Below are 20452 nucleotides of genomic sequence, written 5' to 3' on the forward strand. Positions count from 1 at the left end.
CGATTGTAACTCGTTTTTTTAGGCCACTTTCCATAAAAATTACTAGATGTAGTGTTGACAGCTAAAAAGACATACTATATATTGGATTGCAGAACCCTTCACTGCTTTCAACGAAGCACAGGTTATAACTGATTTTGTGTGGCATTACCAAGCGTAACGCATCTTTTTTTGAGTGTGTACAGTAAGCAAGAGCATCCAAATCTCTGCTTGCTGTTTTTTAATGGGAAGGCTTACTCGCTCGATACTCGTGGTTGCCCCAATGCAACCGAATAAATGGATTGCTCTGCGCCTCTGCGTTAAAGCTCATTTAAATCCTGCTATCAATGGGCACAATCATTTATTGATTGCACCCTTAATTTTTTGTTGTCTTTATTTTGGATGTTTGAAAGGACTTGGTTATGACGGAACAGGTCACCTTGACCCCGCTCGATGACCGCCAAGTAACGCCGCCTGCCACCATTATTAAGCGTGATGGTCGTGAAGTGGCATTTGATGTAGCCCGAATTGAACGTGCCCTAACCCGCTGTTTTGCTGGTTTAGGCCGTCAACCACATATCACCGTTGGCGAATTGGCCCAACGGGTGGTCAATATTTTGGCTGCCAAATATACCACTACGCCAACCGTCGAAGCTGTGCAAGATACAGTCGAGGTGATGTTGCAAGCTGCTGGCGAGTTTGATGCCGCCAAGAGCTATATTCTCTATCGCGCCGAACATGCCAAAAAGCGTGAACAACGACCTGTGCCTGAAGCGATTCGCCATGCCTTTGCCGAATCAGACCAATACTTTCCCTCGCCGTTGCAGAAATTCCAATTCTTCGATAAATATTCGCGCTTCGATTACGATTTGGGCCGCCGCGAAACTTGGATCGAAACCGTCGATCGCTCGGTGAATTTCTTGCGCGAGATTTCTGACAATAAGCTTGCTGATGCCGATTACAACCGCGTGCGCCAAGCCATTCTCGAAATGCGCGCCATGCCGTCGATGCGCTTGTTGGCGATGGCTGGGCCGGCTGCTCGCCGCAATAATATTGCCATTTACAACTGCTCATATTTACCAGTCGATAGCATCGATTCGTTTGTCGAAGCCTTGATTATTTCGATGAGCGGCTGTGGCGTGGGCTTCTCGGTCGAACACAAATACATCGAGCAATTCCCCCGCATCAAGCGTCAATCGGGCGCGCCTGCCACCCAATATGTAGTCGAAGATTCAGCTGAGGGTTGGGCCGATGCACTACGCTTTGGCTTGCAAACCTGGTTCGATGGCAACGATGTTAGCTTTGATCTTTCGCAATTGCGGCCTGCTGGCGCACCATTGCGGATCAAAGGTGGCCGTGCTTCAGGGCCTGAGCCGTTCCGCCAGATGCTCGATTTTGCCCGCTCACGGGTTTTGGCACGCCAAGGCTCGTTCCTGCGCTCAATCGATGCTCACGACATTATGTGCTCGGTTGGTAATGCAGCGGTCAGTGGTGGCGTGAGACGCTGTTTACCTGCTGGTACACGAGTTCACACCAAACGAGGTGCGATTCCAATTGAGCAAGTAACGACTAATGATGAAGTGATGACATCGGATGGTTATAAAAAAGTAACCGGATGGGTCGATCAAGGACGGCAAGGAATTCTTGAAATTGTTACCGAATCAGGCACAATTTTCCGGTGTACTCCTCATCATCGAGTTGCAGTACTTAAAGATGTCCGTGGTGGATATGAATTTAAGTATGCCAGTGAATTAAATGAAGATGATCGTTTGTTATTTATAACGAATCCTATTGATGGTGAAGATCAAGAATTGTTGCCATTACCAACAAAACGAGATGCTGATAATAGTGGATCGATTATTTTACAACCAACGCTTAATACAGAAACTGCATGGTTTTTAGGTAAGTTCTTTGCAGATGGATATGTTGCGCTTACTGAACATAATGAAAAAGGTAAAGGTGGAAACACAGAGTTTGCCATTGCTTGTCATATCAACGAAACTGAACAAATCGATAGAATAACGGCATGGATGGAAGATCACGGAATTACTGCCAGGATTGTTCACCAAGATGGTAACTGGATATCCATCCGTTCTGGGAATCGCCAAATCGCTCGATGGATGCATCAGTATAAACAAGCTAAACAAGAGTTAGTAATTCCAGAGGTATTGTGGCGTAGTTCACAGGCAACAAGAGCTGCATTTATTGCTGGCATTATGGATGGTGATGGATGCTACTCGGATAGGCCTGTAACAATTGTTGCAACTATCTATGAAAATTTTGCTCGTGACGTGGTTAAACTTTTGGCTACACTTGGTATTGTTTCAGAAATTCGTATGCGACGGCCTGAAACAGAACAAGGTTGGAATGCACAGTGGGTTGTGAGTATCAAAGATGCCTTAGCCTTACAAAAGGCTATTGTCATTCTGGGTGAACATTCATGCGGTGAATGGATTCCTCGTCATGGTAAACAAGCTGGATATACCGTTCCTGGCTGGATGGTTAAACGTGATGTTGCCTATAAAGAGTATTCACGAGTTTGGCCAAGTGGTCGTGACGCTAATATGAATAGCGCAACTCTAACTGCTATGGTTGATGCTACCCATTATGTACCAGTTTCAATCAAAGAACTCCGTAATGGTGGTGATGCACATACCTATGATATTGAAGTTCGTGATGGAAGTATGTTTGTTGCTGAAGGCGGCTATCTCGTTCATAACACAGCAATGATCAGTCTGTTCGATTATGATGATCACGATATGCTGACTGCCAAAGATGGCGATTTCGACCGCGAAAATAGCCAACGCTGGAACGCCAACAACTCAGCAGTTTGGCCAGCCCGTGGCTTGACCCAACTCGAAATTATCGAGCAAGTCTTGACGATGGTGAAATCCGGACGCGGCGAACCTGGCATTTTCAATCGCCAAAGCGCGATCGATATGCGCCCAGCCCGCCGCAAGCCCGCCGAATTTGGCACGAATCCATGCGGAGAGATCATTCTGCGGCCTTACCAGTTTTGTAATTTGACGGCAGCGGTTGCCCGTGCCGACGATACCTTTGAAACATTGCGCGAAAAAGTCGAAGTTGCCACGATTATCGGTACAATCCAATCGATGGCTACCCACTTCCCAGGCTTGCGGCCTCAATGGTCGGAAAATTGCCAAGAAGAACGCTTGCTCGGCGTAGACATCACTGGCCAAATGGATAGCACCGTGGCCCAAGATCCAGAAGTGCAGCGCCGTTTGCTCGAAATTGCAATTGAAGTCAATCGCGAGTATGCCGAAAAGTTGGGCATCAATCAATCGGTATCGATCACCTGTGTCAAGCCAAGCGGCAACAGCAGCCAACTGCTGGATTGTGCTTCAGGCTTGCACTCACGCTGGGCTCCATACTACATTCGCAACGTGCGGGTCAGTACGCACTCGCCAATTTACAAAGTGTTGCGCGATGCTGGCGTGCCGATGGACCCTGAAAATGGTCAAACCCGTGATGATGCAACAACCTGGGTTGTGCACTTCCCAGTCAAAGCGCCAGAAAATGCGATTACCCGCAACAGCCGTGGGGCGATTGAGCAATGTAACTATTGGTTGCAAAACAAACTCAATTGGACTGAGCACAATCCATCGGTGACGATTACCTACAAGCCCGATGAAGTGATGGAAGTGATGAAGTGGATTTGGGAAAACCGCGAGGTGATTGGTGGGATGGCCTTCTTACCATCGTTTGATGCCAATTATGCCCAAATGCCGTATGTGGAGATTGGCCGCGAAGAATACGAAAAACTGGCGGCAGAATTCCCGCCAATCGACTTCTCGAAAGTCTATCGCTACGAAGAAGAAGATTTGACCACGGCGGCGCAAGAATTGGCCTGTATGTCAGGTGCGTGCGAAATCGATTTCCTTTAAGCTGAATATTCTACTGAATTGAATTTTTTGCGAGCTGAATGACTATGGGTTACAACTATAGCTTGTTCAGCCCGCAACTTTAGCAATGATGGTAAACGATCGAATTACGAGGATGGACGAAATGAAAGCAAATGATTGTTATTTTTTCGTGGATGAATCTGGTGATCCGACTTTTTACGATAAACGTGGTAACTTGATTGTTGGTGAACAAGGATGCTCAAAAATATTAATCCTTGGCTTTATTAAAACCGCTAATCCAGCACGCTTGCGCAGCCATGTTCAGCAATTTCAGCAGTCTGTTGTGAATAAGCCTGAATATCAGCAGATTCCATCATTGGCTAAAACCAAGAAGGCACTGCATGCAAAGAATGATGTGGCCCAAATTCGCGATAGCTTTTTCGAAGAAATTGCGACGATGGAATTTAGTGCCCAGTTTGTGGTTGCGCGGAAGGTAGAAAAAGTTTTTAGGAATAATTTTCAAGCCAAAGAAACCCAATTTTATCATCATCTTGTGAGCGTCTTATTTCAAAATAATTTGCATCTGCATCATACAAATCATATTTATTTTTCTTAGCGTGGTTCTAGTACTCGCCAAGAGCCACTGAATACTGCGATCAATGAAGCAGTTACAAGGTTTGAGCAGAAAAATAATCGAATTATGCATAATCAACGCCAGATCTATGCCCAAATTCCTAGTGCTGAACCATGTCTCTCAATCATTGATTATATGAATTGGGCTGTTCAGCGCGCATTTATCTATCGTGAAATTCGGTATATTGATATTGTTCGTTCAAAAATTAGCCTCATTTTCGATTTATACGATACAAAAGCAAGAGAACGTGAAAAATTTTATGATCGAAAAAATAGTTTTGAGTTAAATAAAATTGCTCCATTATAGCTAGGCTCGTTTACCGAGCGCACGGCATGGAGCCGACTTTCGCATATAATGGAGCAAATTTTTTCGATACTGCGATCATAGCATGGCTACCCCTCGCTGTCAATGAAATGTGTTGAATATTCTACTACTAGAAACAATGAAGGTCGGGTTATCCCGACCTTCATTGTTTCTTAGTCTTTACTTCCGACTGAGAGAAGCATCAGCGGGCTAACTTGGAGCGCATTCGCGATTTTCTCAAGGTTCTCGCGGTCGATGCGCTTCGATTCATCGTGCCATAGTTTGCGAACCGTTTCGGGGTTGACTTTGGCTGCGTCGGCTAGTGATGTGATGTTGAAACCCTTTTGTTGCGCCACTTCGCGTAGCACTACTCGAATCCGTTGCATAAAACATCCCTCCACGAGATAAAATACCAACACACACTGCGATTATACAACCGTTCTACTTGGCGCTATGCACATATCCTGATAGGACGAAAGTCGCCAATTTTGGCTATAATGCATCCCCATAAGTAGGGAAGCCATGTGGGATACGTGGCTGGAGATCGCTGGCCCAACCAACTCGGTTGGGTTGTATGTTGAGTAGGAATTTCATGATTCACGTTATGGATTTAATTGCCGCCAGAGCGCAGCTAGTGCAGGCTGGCGACCAAATACAATGGTCAGGTTGGGCCTATGACTCGCGTCTCGCCCGAACTGGTGATTTATTTATTGCGCTGCAAACAGCGCGGGCTGATGGCCATGGATTTATTCGCGATGCAATTGCCGCTGGTGCTACGGGAATTGTCTGCCAATATGCACCAAGCGTCATTCCTGCATCAATAAGTGTCTTGACCTGTGACGATCCGTTGGGCTTGTTACAGCGTTGGGCCAAAGCTCAGTTTGCCAAACACGCGCCGCGCACGGTAGCGATTACTGGCAGTGTTGGCAAAACCTCGACCAAACGGGCGGTTGCCCAGGTGTTGGCGAGCCGTTATGCAGTGCTGCGTAGCCCGCGCTCGTTCAATGCCGATTTAGGTTTGTCGGTAACGATGGCCGAGCTTGAGGCTCAGCAATGGGCAGTTTTGGAGTTTGGGGCCGATCATCCAGGCGAAATTCGCCAGCTCTGTCAGCTGTTTCCCCCCGAGATTGGCATTGTCACCAATGTTGGTTCGGCACATTTTGGGGCCTTTGGCTCGCAAGCCGCAATTGCCCACGAAAAGGCCGCGATTATTCAACAGTTACCCGCCCACGGTTACGCAATCTTGAATGGCGATGATCCCCTTGTGGCTGTGATGGCTGAACAAACGCACGCTCGCCTTCTGCGAGTTGGGCAGAATGCAGCGTGCGAAATTCGTTGGAGCGATGTGACCAGCACCGTTCAGACAACCAGTTTTACTATCCACATACCTGAACATGCCCCTGAACGTATTCAACTTTCAGCAAGTGGCGTGCCAAGTGTCCAAGCGGCTACGTTTGCAATTGCGGTTGGCGTTATTGCGGGCTTGAGTTTGGCCGAAATGAAGGCAGCCCTAGCCGATTTAGCCCCAGCTCATGGCCGTTTCAACCCGTTGGCGGGTCGCAATGGCGCAACAATTATTGATGATACGTTTAATGCAGCCCCTGAATCGGTCTATGCTGCGCTACAAACCCTTGGTTCGTTGCCAGCCCGCCGCCGGATTGCAATTCTGGGCGATATGGCTGAATTGGGCTCTGCCAGTCCTCATTTTCATCAACAAGTGGGCCAAATCGCCGCCGAGCATGTTGATTTGTTAATTACCAAAGGCGACCAAGCAGCGCTCGCGGCCAATCGAGCACGTGAAGCGAGCTTAACCAGCGGTTATCAGATTAACACCATCAGCGTGCATAGTGCTGCGGCGGCACTTGCCGCAGTACCGAGCGATCTTGGCGCAGGCGATTTGGTGCTGGTCAAGGGGGCTGCCGAAGCACGCATGGAACATGTGGTAGCTGGCTTATTAGCGCCAACCAGCGATCCGCGCCACGTCTTGGTGCGGCAAGAACATGTTTGGCGTAACGTGCGGATTGGCCTGCCCGATCGGCCAACGACCGTGCGGATTGATCTTGATGCCTTGGCCGCGAATGTGCAGGCGATTCGCCAAGCAGCTGGTGTGCCTGTGATGGCGGTGCTCAAAGCCGATGCCTACGGCCATGGCGCAGTGCGTTCGGCGCGCACTGTGCTGTTGCATGGTGCAAGCGAGTTGGCGGTGGCAACCTTGGGCGAAGCCTTGCATTTGCGTCAAGCAGATATTGCGGCGCCGATTTTGATTTTGGGTTATACGCCTGCATGGCAAATGCGCGAAGTGCTGCTCAATCGGATTAGCGTGGCGCTGTTTGATCGCCATGTTGCTCAATCGTTGCATGAACAAGCCCTAGCCTTGGGGATGAAAGCCCAAGTTCATGTCAAAATTGATACTGGCATGGCGCGGCTTGGTTTGGCAATCGAGCAAGCTGTGGATTTTATCGCATGGCTGAATGGCTTGGCGGGCATTGAAGTTGTGGGTATTTTCACCCATTTTGCCAATGCCGATGAAGCTGATCCTAGCTTTTTTGAATTGCAACAACAGCGTTTTCAGCATGTGCTTGATCAATTAATTGAGCGTGGATTACGCCCGCCAGTTGTACACGCCGCCAATAGTGCTGCGGCGATGGCCCATCACAGCGCGCGCTACGACATGGTGCGGGCAGGCATTGGCTTGTATGGCATCGACCCAAGCAGCGATGTGCGTTTGGGCTTACAACCAGTTTTGGAGTTTCAGACCGAAGTCGCTCAAGTGCGCCAACTGGCGGCTGGCAGCCCAATTTCCTATGGCTGCACCTTCGTTACCAAGCGCGCTTCGCAGATTGCGACGATTCCGGTTGGCTATGCCGACGGTTTTCGGCGTGCGCCTCAGCCGTGGCGCGAAGTGCTGATTCATGGCCAACGAGCGCCAGTCGTTGGTCGGGTGTGTATGGATTACGCCATGATCGATGTAACCGAGCTGGAGCACGTGCAGCGTGGCGATCAGGTAGTGCTGATTGGTCAACAGGGCGCTGATCGGATTCGCGCCGAAGAAGTGGCTGAGTGGTTGGGCACGAACGCCTATGAAGTGGTTTCGGCAATTTTGCCACGCGTGCCACGTGAGCCTGTTGAGCATTTTGCCGAGCGCTAAATAAATGAGGGGTCAGGGATAAGGATTCAGGGGTCAGGTTTTAACGTAGCGGCGCAGAGCACGAATGGCTAGAGGCGCTGGGCTTTTGGCTTTTGGATGAACGATTGGCGGGAAAGCCCACCGATCTTCCGCTAGCCAAGAGCCTGTAGCCTATAATCACTCCTTATGTTCTATGTTCTTTCGTTTAGCCTCCATACTAAAAAAGCTCTGCGCCGCTGCGTTAAATGCCTGTTCGTTTAACGCAGCGGCGCAGAGTTACATTTCCGCTCCCCAATCCCCAAATCCTATGTTCTATGCTCTATGCTCTATGTTCTGGCTTTCATCCCTCATCCCTCATACTTCATCCTTTTATTAGGCTTCGATTGGCAAGTAGCGCGTAGCTTGGTTGGCGTTGAACGAGGCGCTTTCGCGTTCGTACAAGCCACTGACCACCGCCGAATTCATCACGCTATGCACTAGTGGCCGTACCCGATCGTGCTTGATGATCAAGCGTGGGTTGGCGGTGCGTAGCGCCATTGTAATGTCGTAAGCCGTAAACATTTGGCCTGCGGTGATCCATGTGCCAATTTGCTCGGCAATCAATAAACTTAATTGTTGATCATCGACCGCGTGCCAATCGTCATCGTCGTTGCCTAGCGCCACAGGTTGGTTTGAGGGCGAGGCGACCCGCCGTTGCCGACTGCGGCGTGGTGTTGGTGGGCTGGTTGGGGTCGCATCGTGTGGAAACACCCGATAAGCGCGATGCAACGATACTGCCACAATCAAGACTGGCTGGGGGTTGGCTAATTGGGGCGGATTGCCGCCAACCACATCATAGACATTGCGCACGCCAATCACCATGCCACGGCGTACCCGACCCATATTTTGGGTTGATGGGCTGCTGCCTGGGCCTTTTGATTGTTTGCTGACAATAATTTCAAATTCAACCCAATCACCAAGTTGCATACAAGCCTCCAAAAATTAATAAGCTAGCGGTCGAAAAGCACCAAATAGCGCAAGCTTTGTTGGGCTGATTGATAGACAATAAATTCATCGTATTGCAATTTGCCACCCCAAGCAGTAGTGTGCTGAGCCTTGCCCCAAACTGAATCAAAGCCCTTGGGCGCTGCCCGAAAATCGCTCTGGGCGGTTGGCGCAACGAAAGGATTGCCCAGCGCCACATCGGCCAAAAAGAGAAACATGGGGCGATTGCGGCGCCGCACCGAGCAATAATTGGTTGATTTGGTGGCTTTATTGGCAAAATAAATCCCGTGGCCAAACATGCGGCCATTCGATGGCGTGCGTGGGCAAACCAAGCCACTGCGCAAGATGTGGCGCACATTTTGGCCCGCTGTGCCGTGGAAGAGCAATTGCGTATTGCTACGCCCAAGCTGATTTTGCTCGAAATTACGGCGCTCGGCTCCAATCTTGAGCGTAAAAATACTGTTGACCCGCACTTTATAGCCATGAACGCTGGTGCGATCCACGTAATCGCAAATGTGGCGATAGCGATCATCGTTCTGCGCCAGCAGATCAAGCTCAGCGCCCAAGATTTCGTAGCGTGAAACCTGCGGATTGCGCTGTTGGGCGCTCATGGTGGCGATTGCTGCTTCTAATTGATGCAAACGCGTTTCTTGCTCGTCGAAGTCGTTGCAAAAATTCTCGATCACGGTTTCGCGCTTGATCTTGCTGGGTAATTTGGTTGGCACAGTGTTATAAAAATGCTGAACTGTGTTGCTAAGCAAGGCCAAATTAGCTGGTGTTTGGCTTTGTTGCCATGTGCTATGTTGCAATTGGGCGAGGCTGAGCAACTTGCGGCCATGCTCAATTTGCTCAGCAGAAATTGCATCGAGGCCAACTGCCAAGTACGAAGCAATACCCTCGCCAGCCTCATCGAAAATATAATCAATCACCTTGCGAATTGGCTCGGCCAAGGTCACAACTGGCTCTGGCGCTGCTGCCACAACGCTTGGGCGGTGTAAGGCCACCTCGTGATAGCCTTTTTTGACCTTTTCGCGAATTTTGCGCTCGATCCATTCGTGGTTCGTCACCCTCTCATCCACTTGGGCGACGGAGCCAACTCGGCCATAGGTGGCGCGAAAAAAAACATCATTCGCTGCAAGCTGCCACATTTCAACCAGATAGTATTTGTTGTTGTTGCCATCTAGGTTGGTCAGCTGGAACTTGCGGCGCTGGGTTGGTTCGCCTTGGGGCGCACCGATTGCAGTACCCACAATTGCACCTCGCATATACTCAAACCATCGTCTAACGCTCAAACCTGTGCATTGTGCCACTTGGTTTTGCTGGCCTTACTTTAGCAAGCAGCTGTGTCAAACAAAGTCACAGTTTTATGCTTGCGGCCAGCAATAAAAAACCCTTGCTCAATTCAAGCAAGGGTTCAACGCTATTTGATTTTGGGCTGCGGTTTAGCCGCCAGCGCCGCCACCGCCAAAGATACCGCCTTCGGTCATCGCCCGCACGTCGAGCAAGCTATCTGCTTCTTCTGCACTCAGGTAGCCTTTTTCAACCACCACTTCGCGGATGGTGCGGTTGCTGGCCATGGCTTCTTTGGCAACTTCAGCACCTTTGAGATAGCCAATCGTTGGGTTGAGCGCCGTCACCAAAATGGCGTTCTTGGCCAACCAGCCAGTGGCTTTTTCTTCGTTGGCTTGAATGCCCAAGACACACTTTTCGGTAAAGGCTTTGACTGCCCCGATCAGCACATCCATCATTTGGAAGATGTTATAGCCGATGATTGGCATCATCACGTTGAGTTCCAATTGGCCAGCTTGAGCAGCCAAGGTCACAGCGTGATCATTGCCCATTACATGGAAACAAGCTTGATTGAGCATTTCGGCCAACACTGGGTTGACTTTGCCAGGCATAATTGATGAACCTGGCTGGACTGCTGGCAAGCGAATTTCATCCAAGCCAGTAGCTGGGCCAGAAGCCAACAAACGCAGGTCGTTGGCAATCCGAATCAGACTAACACATAAGGCACGCATTGAGCCTGAGAAATCGGCTTGGTCGCCCATGCTTTGCATACGTTCAAACAAATCGTCTGAGGTGCGCAATTCAATGCCGGTTAAGCCCATTAATTTGGTGACCATACGAGCGTGATACTCTGGGTGCGCGTTCAAGCCCGAACCAGTAGCCGTGCCGCCGATGCCGAGTTCGCGCAAGCGATCGCCAGCAGCTTCGATCCGTTTGGCATCAAGGCGAATCGCCTTGGCATAGGCATTGAATTCTTGGCCCAAGCGCACTGGCACTGCATCTTGCAAGTGGGTGCGGCCAGATTTGAGCACATGGTCAAATTCTTGGCCTTTGGCAGCCAAGGTTTCGGCCAAGCCCAAAACCGTGTTGACCAACTCATCTAAGCGCCATAAGGCACCCAATCGCAAGGCAGTTGGGATGGTGTCGTTGGTGCTTTGGGCCATATTAACGTGATCGTTGGGGTTGACTGGCTTTTTGGGATCATCAATGTCGAAGCCCAAAATTTGGTTGGCCCGATTTGAGAGCACTTCGTTGATATTCATGTTGTGCGATGTGCCAGCGCCAGCTTGGAAGGGGTCGACCACAAAGTGATCGTTCAATTTGCCAGCGATCACTTCATCTGCTGCTTGCACAATTGCTTCAGCCATGTTGGCATCGAGCAAGCCCAAATCTTGGTGGACAAGGGCGGCAGCTTTTTTGATTGTCGCCATTGACCAAATGAATGCAGGATACTGTTTCAGGCCGCTGATTGGGAAATTCTGCACTGCTCGTTGAGTCTGTGCTCCATACAATGCCCACGCTGGCACCTGTACCTCACCGAGCGAATCTTTCTCCACACGAAACTCAGCCGACATAAAACCTCCACGTGAAAGCTCGAATCAATAGTGTGCTTATTATACGCGATGCTTTTCACAATGCTGGTCGACACTTGCCAAGCAAAAGTGGCGGGTTTAACCACGAAGCTGTTGGGGATTGGGAGCGAGTTTTGATCCACGAAGGACACGAAGGGCACGAAGGATGGGAACCGCGAAGCACACGAAGATCACGAAGGACGATTTTTCAATAGTCCATCGCCTAATCCCCGTCCCCTGATCCCCGATCCTCAACTCCTATGTTCTATACTCTTCATCCCTCATAATTCATCCTTCATCCTTTATTTTTAGCCACAGATTTTTGGGATTATGTTCTATGTTCTTTGCTCTATGTTCTTTTATTTTTAGCCACGAATTGCACGAATGACACGAATGCTTATTTTTCAAAAGCCCAGCTCCCGATCCCCGATCCCCAACCCCTATGTTCTCTGTTCTTTTGATTTCTGCCTTTTGCCTTTTGAATTAAGTTTCGTCCCTCATAATTCATCCTTCATCCTTATGCTCTATGTTCTATGTTCTCGTTGCTTAGGCGCAACTTTTATGCTATACTGCGGCGGCCTTTCTGCTCCGTAGGCTTGTGGCCACCAAACCCAACGCCAAAACGGGGCAAACCCGAAGGAAGGAGTCTTCGAGTGGTTCCATGCGAACCCTCCCCGCACCCTTGGGTGCTTGTTGCCTTGGCAACACCTTGACTCCATGCATATAACTCAATTGGATATTGGCGGCCCCGTGCCATGAAACGGTGGCATTTAATGTTTCATGTAGGTGAAAACATCGTGCGTGCATACGAAATGATGACCGTCCTGCGCCCTGATTTGGGTGGCGAGGAAGAACTCAACACGACCATCGAGACCATCCAAGGCTACATCAAAGCTCAAGGCGGCGAAGTTGCCAGCACCGAACAAGGCGCTCCTTGGGGCCGTCGCAAATTGGCTTACCCAATCGACGACTACACCGAAGGCTTTTACTTCTTGACCCACTTCAGCTTGAACGCTGATCGCGTGACCGAAGTGGAACGCCACTTGAAATTGGCTCCACAAATCTTGCGCTATTTGTTGATCCGCGACGAAACCAAGCGCTAAAACCAACGGGGAGGAAACCGTGGCGAAAGATTTAAATAAAGTGATGATTATTGGTCGCTTGGGCAAAGATCCTGAAATGCGCTTTACGCCGCAAGGAACCCCCGTGACCAACTTCACTGTCGCCGCTGGTCGTCAGTGGAAAGACCCCAATGGCGAGACCCGCGATGAAACCGAATGGTTTTCGGTCGTGGTCTGGAACAAATTGGCCGAGATCTGTAATCAGTATCTGACCAAAGGCAGCCGCGTCTATATCGAGGGTCGGCTGCAAACCCGCTCGTGGGATGACGATAGCGGCCAAAAGCGCTTTCGCACCGAAGTGGTTGCTAGCGATATGATCATCCTTGATCGCAGTGATCAGCAACAGGGCCAAGGCCAAGCGCGTAGCGGTGGCTACCAAGCTGGCGGCAATTCCCGCCCGCCACGCGATAACTCCGCCAATGATTATAATCGTGGCGGCAGCTATGGCGGTGGCTACACCAACGAGCCAGATATCGGCGATGACGATATCCCTTTCTAATTTGAAATTCACTTACTAGAACATACAAGGAGCCGTTCGCATGTCAGATCAACGCCGTAAGTCGGCAGGTCGCCGCAAATACACACCACGTCGCAAAGTGTGTGTCTTCACGGCTGAAGGTATTGTGCCAGATTACAAAGATATCAAACGCTTGCAACGCATGGTCTCCGATCGTGGCAAGATTTTGCCCCGCCGCCGCACTGGCACATGTGCTAAATATCAACGCAAATTGAATGTTGCAATCAAACGCGCCCGTCACTTAGCGCTGTTGCCATTCGTTTCAGAAAATACCCGCGGTTAATTCTGCGTCGTTGGTTTAACGAAGCTCAGGCACAGTCGCGAGATCCGCGCTGTGCCTGCTTTACTTTAGATTACCCCCATTGGAGTAGGCAAGGATTATGGCAAAGAACGATAACGTGCAGCCCGCAAAGCCCATGACCAAACGGCAACGAGCGCGCTGGGATCAAGAACGTAAGCAAAGCTCACAGGTATTGCTGATTGCCGCTGCCGCAGTTGGCTTGGCTGTGTTGTTAATTGGCATCGGCTTGGTCATCCAAAAGGTGATTGTGCCCAACAAAACCGTGGCAAATATTGCTGGGGTTGAAGTGAGCAACGCTGAATATCAACAATATCGCCAAATTATGCAAGCCCAACAAGCAGTTAACTTGGCTCAGCAAATTCAGCAATATGCCCAATATCAATTGCAAGGCACCGAGCAGTTTGCAACTGATGTAACCAATTATATTGCTGGCTTGAAAGATAAAAATGCCCCGCTTGATTATACTGTGCTCAATCAGTTGATCAACGATAAGGTGCTTGAAAGCAACGCTGCCGCTGAAGGTATCACGGTGAGCGACGAAGAATTGCAACAAAGTTTGGCTGCTAAATTTGCGCCTGCCAACGAAGTGATGAACCCAGTCGCCCCAGTTACCTCAACGAATGGCTTGACTGATACCGCTTCGTTGACCCCAACCCAAACGCCAACCCCAACCTTGAGCGAAGCAAGCGCTCGGGTTGACTCGGCCATTACCACCTATTTTGGCACGTTGCGCGAATTTATTGAAGAAACTTCAAGCTATGGCTTGGCTACTTTGCCATTCGATCGCAATGCCTTCAAAGATTTTGTGTTGCATCAAGAACGCCTGCAATTGCTCCGCGAAAAGCTGGGCGAGAAGTTGGTAACCGAAGATCAGGCAACCAAGGAAATTTATGCAGATGCCCAGCAAATTTTTGTAACCGCTGGGATTACTGAGCCAACCGACCCCTTGACCGCGACCAAGTGGGCCCAAGCCAAAACCAAAATTGATGATGTTGCTGCTCAGTTGACTAGCACCGCAGTCTTTACTGATGTGCAGTTGGCGAATACCACCAATAATGCAACTGATAACCCAGCTACTGGGATGCGACCGCTGACCGAATATGCAGCCTTAGGCATCACTGAGCCAATTTCAACCCAACAGGTTGGAGTCATTGGTGAGCCATATCAATCTGCCCAAGGCTGGCACATTGTGTTGGTGCATCAACGCGAATTGCGCCCAAGCCAAAGCGATTTGGCAACCAAGCGAGATGAAGCGGTGACGAAGTGGATCGAGGAGAAACGGGCTGCCGCCAATGTTCAGCGTTTCCCAGAACCAACCGCAACCACCGTTCCACCAACAATTGAGCCAATTCCAACCACGATTCCGCAGCCAACTACCGATCCTGCTGCGGCAACCGCAACGCCAGCAAGCGAAGCGACCCCAACCACGGATTCGGCTGCGCCAACGGCAACCACAGCCAGCGAAGCGACGCCAACTACGGTCGTAACGCCAACACCATAAGCAAAAACAGGTAGAATAGTGGCGGGTCAATGCCGACCCGCCACTTGTTGTTTAATCTGAGGAGTTCCCATGAATCGATGGTGGGCCAAACGAACTTTGCGAGTCTGGGTTGCCCTAGTAATTACGCTGCTCGTAATTGTGGCAACAATTTGGGCAACCATGCAATTACTCGCCGATATCAGCGGTGCTGCAACGTCATGGCGCATCGATTTAACAACCTTTGCTTGGTTTGCAAGCGCAGTTTCGGGCTTTTTGATCAGCTTAATTATGCTCTATCGGGTTGGTAGCGCCTTAACGTTGCATTATCGGGTCGACCGCAATGCCTTGACGATTCACTGGCTTGGCAATACTGCTGTTGTTCCAATGAACTTGATTACCGCGGTTGAGCCAAGTGTCAGCGTGAAACAAAAGCCCGGCCTTTTGACCAGATTTGCCTATACAACTGGGGTTGGCCAAGCTGCCGATGAGCAGGTGTTGAATTTCTTTAGCACCCAGCCCATCGCCCAAGCCTTGCTCTTGCGCACCACTGGCGGCAGTTATGTGATTACGCCCGCCCAACGTGAGAGCTTCATCCAAGAGCTTGAAAGTCGGCTCAACTTGGGGGTTGTGCAGGTTCAAAGCGAAGGTGTGGTACGCTCAAGCCGCATCGCCTACGATTTTTGGCTAAATAATGCAGTTCGCTGGACTTTAGTCGTTGGGCTGTTGCTCAATTTTGCGGTCTGGGGCTTAATTGCTTGGCGCTATAACCAATTGCCTTTAGAAGTGCCAATTCGGATCGACGCAACTGGCGCGGTGAGCGGGGTTGAGGCCCGCGAACAATTATTGGCCTTGCCGCTGGTTGGCTTGTTGGCGTGGTTGATCAATGCAGGCTTTGGCGCGTTGGTCTATCGCTCTTCACGAGCTGGCGCATTTGCTTTGTTAATTGGCAGCGCGGTGATTCAACTCTTTTTGGGGGTTGCCGTGTGGGTGGTGGTGCGCGGCTAGCTGCTGCAACCAGCCGCGCAGTTTATTTAATGATTAAAGTTTGCCGCGTGAGCGACCTTTAACTTTGCGCTTGCCCGGATCTTCGACTGCAACTGGCGCAGCGCCACGTGGTTTGTGGTTCACGCTTTCCAGCAAGGCCGTGTTGTCGATCAAGGCCAAAGTTTGGCGCATTTGGGTCAGTTGGTCGCGCAGCAAGGCCGCTTTTTCAAACTCTAGGTCTTTGGCAGCTTGTTTCATCTGCTTTTCCAGCTCGCTGATCAGTTTGAACAGCTCTTCTTTGGTCATGCTATCAGGATTTTCGCTGGTTTTGTATTGTGCTGATTTTTCGGCAACCTTCTTCATGCCTTGGGTCAAATCGCGCACCGCTTTGACAATCCCTTTTGGCTCGATGCCATGTTGTTGATTGTAGCGCTCTTGAATTTGGCGACGGCGGCGAGTTTCACTAATGGCATAATCCATCGCTGGCGTGACATTATCGGCGTACATCAGCACCGTGCCATCGATGTGACGAGCTGCCCGCCCAATAATTTGCACCAACGACGATTCTGAGCGTAAAAAGCCAGCTTTATCAGCATCAAGAATCGCCACCAAGGAAACCTCGGGCAAATCCAAGCCTTCACGCAGCAGGTTGATGCCAACCAGCACATCGTACACGCCCAAGCGCAAATCGCGCAGAATATCGATGCGCTCAATTGTATCGACATCGGAGTGCAAATATTGGGTGCGCACGCCCATTTCTTTGAGATAATCGGTCAGATCTTCGGCCATTCGCTTGGTGAGCGTCGTTACCAACACCCGCGAGCCAGTATCAACCCGCTGTTTGATCTCACCAAGCAGATCATCGATTTGGCCACGGGTGCGGCGCACTTCAACCATGGGATCAAGCAAGCCAGTTGGCCGAATAATTTGCTCAACCACTTGTTCATGATGTTGATATTCGTACACACCAGGCGTAGCTGAAACATAAATTGCTTGATGCACATGCTTGGAAAATTCATCAAACATCAATGGGCGATTATCGAGCGCTGAGGGCAAGCGAAAACCAAAATCAACCAAGGTTTGCTTGCGCGAACGGTCGCCATTGAACATCCCGCGAATCTGTGGCACCGAAATGTGCGATTCGTCGACGACCAAGAGAAAGTCATCAGGAAAGTAATCGAGCAAGGTCCACGGCGTTTGGCCCTCGCCGCGCCGATCCATATGCCGACTGTAGTTTTCAATCCCTGAGCAATAGCCCAATTCTTCCATAATTTCCAAATCGTAGAGCGTGCGTTGCTTGAGCCGTGCAGCTTCGAGAATTTTGCCTTCGCCTTCAAGGTGAGCGACTTGGTGCTCTAGCTCAAGCCGAATGTCATTCAGCGCGGCCTGCATTTTTTCTGCATTGGGAATAAAGTGCTTGGCCGGAAAGACTTCGATGTGATCTTTTTGGGTTAAAATCTCACCAGTTAACGGATCGACCTCGACCATGCGCTCAATTTCATCGCCCCACATTTCAATCCGAAAAGCAGTTTCTGCATTGGCAGGGAAGATTTCGAGCGTATCACCGCGCACGCGGAAGGTGCCACGGTGAAAATCAATATCGTTACGCTCAAATTGCAGATCGATCAGTGTGCGCAACACTTTATCGCGGTTGCGAACCTCGCCTGTTTTCAGCTTCAATGCAACCTGACCATAATCGGTTGGCGAGCCAAGCCCATAAATCGCCGAAACCGAGGCGACGATAATGACATCGGTGCGGGTAAACAGCGCTTGGGTTGCTTCGTGGCGCAAACGATCAATTTCTTCGTTGATTTGGGCTTCTTTTTCAATATATAAATCCTTCGATGGCACGTAGGCTTCGGGGGTGTAAGCATCGTAATACGAAACGAAGTAGCCGACGGCATTATCAGGAAAAAATTCTTTAAACTCTGCATACAATTGGGCGGCCAAGGTTTTGTTGTGGGCCATTACCAAGGTAGGCCGTTGAACTTGTTCGATAACCCGGGCAATTGTATGGGTTTTGCCAGTCCCTGTTGCCCCCAAGAGTGTTTGGTGGACAAGCCCGCTGTTCAAGCCATTGACTAATTGGGCGATGGCTTGTGGTTGATCGCCACGCGGTTCGTAGGGTGCATGGACTTTTAATGGTGGCATACGACCTCCTAAATCACATCATTAATTATACTGCGCTTGCTGCTATTTATGGTCGTTCTTGCGACTGATTACCGAACAATTGTGTTATTATAACGATTTTTTAGCATTGCTCGAGTCGATCGGGATTGGCGTTTTTTGGCTTTGTCAATGATTTATTGATACTTTTGATTCGCCACCCTTCCGTCCCTCCGCCGGAGGGAAACGCCGGGGGTTTTCATCCCCCAGCACCCCCTAATATTTGTTTTGTGGATTGTTTCTGTGTTGTCTATTCCCCCGATGTCCGATAGCCAAAAGCCAAGAGCCTCACTTTCTCTGCGCCGCTGCGTTAAAACTCCCTTCGTGTGCTTCGCGCCCTTCGTAGTTTCGTTTTTATTAATCGCTGAGTGCTTTAAATTCGTTTCGCCACCCTTCCGTCCCTCCGCCGGAGGGAAACGCCGGGGGTTTTCATCCCCCAGCACCCCCTAATATTTGTTTTGTGGATTGTTTCTGTGTTGTCTATTCCCCCCGATGTCCGATAGTCAAAAGCACATAGCCCATAGCCTTATCTTCGTGCTCTTCGTGGATCAAAACCCGATCCCCAATCATATAAAATCGTGGATAATAGCCTCAATCTGCGTTGGGAGGTCGGTGTGGCACGGATTTGGCGTTGGCTTGGGCCAAGTTTAATTATGATTCTCGGGTTGGCATTGCTGGTGCAGCAACCGCCAAGTTTGGCGCGCCAAGCAGCCCAAGCTCGTTTAGCTGGCAAGTGGCACCAAGCCACACGCCTGTATCAGCAATTAATCAAAGCCCAGCCCAGCGTCCCTAACCAACTCCTGCTTGCTGAGCTTTATTTGACCCGTGGCGAGTGGCAAGCAGCGCACAATCAACTAATCGAGGTTTTTCGCCAGCCATTGAGCCTTGAACAGCATCAACAAGCCTGGCAGTTCTATGCGTGGGCTGGCTTGCAACGTGGCGATCAAGCAACGGTTCAAGCAGCACTTAAAACCTTGGCAGCTACGCCATGGAGCCATATGCTACGGGCAGAAATAGCGTTACGGAGCGGCGAACTAATCAGTGCAACCAACCAATTGAATCAGGCTCAAGCGTTGCAACAGCCATGGCAGAATTGGGCTTGGTTGCGGAGCGCTGAGCTGGCATTGCCCAATGATCCACAGCTTGCCCAAGCCATCGTAGCTCAAATTCAGTTCCAGCCGAACGGCCTGCAATTGGCAAATCCATGGCAATTGCAGCAACGGCTGCAACGTCTCAAGCAGCTTGTGCCCCAAGATTCCGCCCAACGCATGCTTGGGGTGGCCAGTTTATGGAGCGATCAAGGTCTCTGGCAGGCTGCCGACATCTTGCTGAGCCAAATTCCTAGCAACGATTCGATGGCAAGTTTTGCAGCCAACCAGCGGGCCTTGCTACATTGGAGCGCTGGCGATAGTGCAACCGCCTTGGCCTTGATCGAGGCTGCTCAAGCTCAATGGCCCAACGTTGCAACCTTACCGCGAACTCAAGCCAAAATTGCCGCCAGCAGCGGCCAACCCGATTTAGCGCTTGCCGCGTTGCAACAGGCAGTTAATTTGGAGCCAGGCAGCAGCGAAAATTACCTTGTTGCAGCAACGATTAGCCTAAGCCAAGCAGATTTTAATGGCACTGCTGCCGCCTACGATCAAGCGCTTGCAACTGGGCCAATGAGCGGAACGTTGGCCCTAGAAGCTGCCAATTTTTATATCAACACACCGTTGCGCCGCTGTAGGAGTGGCCTGAAGTATGGCCGCCAAGCCTTGAAGAGTGCGGTTGATGATTTCGCGCGGCGGGTGGTGGCTAGCGTTGCTTTGCAATGTTCGCTGCCTGCAGAAGCAGAACAACTCATTGCCCCGCTCTATCAGGCAAATCCTGCTGAGCCACAATTGGCCTATCTTTATGCGCTTGCTCGTTGGCAACAAGCCAAGCCCGATAGTCAATTATTGCTGGAACAAGCAGCAGACCAAGCGATTCAAACTCCATGGCTATCACAGCTTGAGTTTTACATAAAATGAAGCTAACTAGATGAAAAATTAATAAGATGCAGCTATCTACGTTTTGGCATAATCCAAAAATCATGCTATAATTGGATCTAACGCTAAGCAGAGAACGAAAACGCGGGCGGTATAGCCCCCGCGTTT

15 protein-coding genes are annotated in these 20452 nt (G+C 50.1%); 10 read left to right on the forward strand and 5 right to left on the reverse strand.

Annotation, left to right across the window (positions count from 1 at the left end):
* Nucleotides 1-398: 398 nt before the first annotated feature.
* The 3 genes from SE18_RS27285 to SE18_RS21750 all read left to right on the forward strand — a co-directional run bounded on the left by SE18_RS27285 (nucleotide 399) and on the right by SE18_RS21750 (nucleotide 4779).
* Entirely contained in the window at nucleotides 399-3881 is a 3483-nt protein-coding gene (locus tag SE18_RS27285) for an ATP cone domain-containing protein (protein WP_152976718.1), read from the forward strand.
* 121 nt (nucleotides 3882-4002) lie between these two features.
* Nucleotides 4003-4455: a DUF3800 domain-containing protein gene (locus SE18_RS21745; protein ID WP_054536577.1), complete on the forward strand. Its 453-nt coding sequence runs from the start codon at nucleotides 4003-4005 to the stop codon at nucleotides 4453-4455.
* A gap of 84 nt (nucleotides 4456-4539) precedes the next feature.
* Nucleotides 4540-4779: a hypothetical protein gene (locus SE18_RS21750; RefSeq protein WP_054536578.1), complete on the forward strand. Its 240-nt coding sequence runs from the start codon at nucleotides 4540-4542 to the stop codon at nucleotides 4777-4779.
* Between the two features lie 170 nt (nucleotides 4780-4949).
* Here SE18_RS21750 and SE18_RS21755 read toward each other — a convergent pair whose 3' ends face one another.
* On the reverse strand, nucleotides 4950-5162 hold the full coding sequence (locus tag SE18_RS21755; RefSeq protein ID WP_054536579.1) for a helix-turn-helix domain-containing protein: 213 nt from the start codon (nucleotides 5160-5162) through the stop codon (nucleotides 4950-4952).
* Nucleotides 5163-5368: 206 nt separating this feature from the next.
* Between SE18_RS21755 and alr the strand changes: the two genes are divergently transcribed.
* Nucleotides 5369-7924, forward strand: a complete 2556-nt coding sequence (alr, locus tag SE18_RS26945; protein WP_083470071.1) for an alanine racemase — start codon at nucleotides 5369-5371, stop codon at nucleotides 7922-7924.
* A 351-nt stretch (nucleotides 7925-8275) separates the two neighbouring features.
* Here alr and SE18_RS21765 read toward each other — a convergent pair whose 3' ends face one another.
* The 3 genes from SE18_RS21765 to SE18_RS21775 all read right to left on the reverse strand — a co-directional run bounded on the left by SE18_RS21765 (nucleotide 8276) and on the right by SE18_RS21775 (nucleotide 11751).
* Nucleotides 8276-8869 (reverse strand): hypothetical protein, encoded by a 594-nt coding sequence (locus SE18_RS21765; protein ID WP_054536580.1) that lies wholly within the window; start codon nucleotides 8867-8869, stop codon nucleotides 8276-8278.
* Nucleotides 8870-8892: 23 nt separating this feature from the next.
* Nucleotides 8893-10137, reverse strand: a complete 1245-nt coding sequence (locus SE18_RS21770) for a WGR domain-containing protein (RefSeq protein ID WP_160319539.1) — start codon at nucleotides 10135-10137, stop codon at nucleotides 8893-8895.
* Between the two features lie 192 nt (nucleotides 10138-10329).
* On the reverse strand, nucleotides 10330-11751 hold the full coding sequence (locus SE18_RS21775; RefSeq protein ID WP_054536582.1) for an aspartate ammonia-lyase: 1422 nt from the start codon (nucleotides 11749-11751) through the stop codon (nucleotides 10330-10332).
* Nucleotides 11752-12545: 794 nt separating this feature from the next.
* Between SE18_RS21775 and rpsF the strand changes: the two genes are divergently transcribed.
* From rpsF to SE18_RS21800, 5 genes are all read left to right on the forward strand, one after another.
* Nucleotides 12546-12851: a 30S ribosomal protein S6 gene (gene rpsF, locus SE18_RS21780; RefSeq protein ID WP_054536583.1), complete on the forward strand. Its 306-nt coding sequence runs from the start codon at nucleotides 12546-12548 to the stop codon at nucleotides 12849-12851.
* 19 nt (nucleotides 12852-12870) lie between these two features.
* Nucleotides 12871-13368, forward strand: a complete 498-nt coding sequence (locus SE18_RS21785; protein WP_054536584.1) for a single-stranded DNA-binding protein — start codon at nucleotides 12871-12873, stop codon at nucleotides 13366-13368.
* Between the two features lie 40 nt (nucleotides 13369-13408).
* Entirely contained in the window at nucleotides 13409-13669 is a 261-nt protein-coding gene (rpsR, locus tag SE18_RS21790) for a 30S ribosomal protein S18 (protein WP_012192483.1), read from the forward strand.
* A 97-nt stretch (nucleotides 13670-13766) separates the two neighbouring features.
* Nucleotides 13767-15188 (forward strand): peptidylprolyl isomerase, encoded by a 1422-nt coding sequence (locus SE18_RS21795; protein ID WP_054536585.1) that lies wholly within the window; start codon nucleotides 13767-13769, stop codon nucleotides 15186-15188.
* 69 nt (nucleotides 15189-15257) lie between these two features.
* On the forward strand, nucleotides 15258-16172 hold the full coding sequence (locus SE18_RS21800) for a PH domain-containing protein (RefSeq protein ID WP_054536586.1): 915 nt from the start codon (nucleotides 15258-15260) through the stop codon (nucleotides 16170-16172).
* Nucleotides 16173-16205: 33 nt separating this feature from the next.
* Here SE18_RS21800 and uvrB read toward each other — a convergent pair whose 3' ends face one another.
* Nucleotides 16206-18302 (reverse strand): excinuclease ABC subunit UvrB, encoded by a 2097-nt coding sequence (gene uvrB / locus SE18_RS21805; RefSeq protein ID WP_054536587.1) that lies wholly within the window; start codon nucleotides 18300-18302, stop codon nucleotides 16206-16208.
* 629 nt (nucleotides 18303-18931) lie between these two features.
* Between uvrB and SE18_RS21815 the strand changes: the two genes are divergently transcribed.
* On the forward strand, nucleotides 18932-20326 hold the full coding sequence (locus tag SE18_RS21815) for a hypothetical protein (protein WP_054536589.1): 1395 nt from the start codon (nucleotides 18932-18934) through the stop codon (nucleotides 20324-20326).
* Nucleotides 20327-20452: the final 126 nt, after the last annotated feature.

The sequence above is a fragment of the Herpetosiphon geysericola genome (genome assembly GCF_001306135.1).
In the GTDB taxonomy this organism is placed as follows: domain Bacteria; phylum Chloroflexota; class Chloroflexia; order Chloroflexales; family Herpetosiphonaceae; genus Herpetosiphon; species Herpetosiphon geysericola.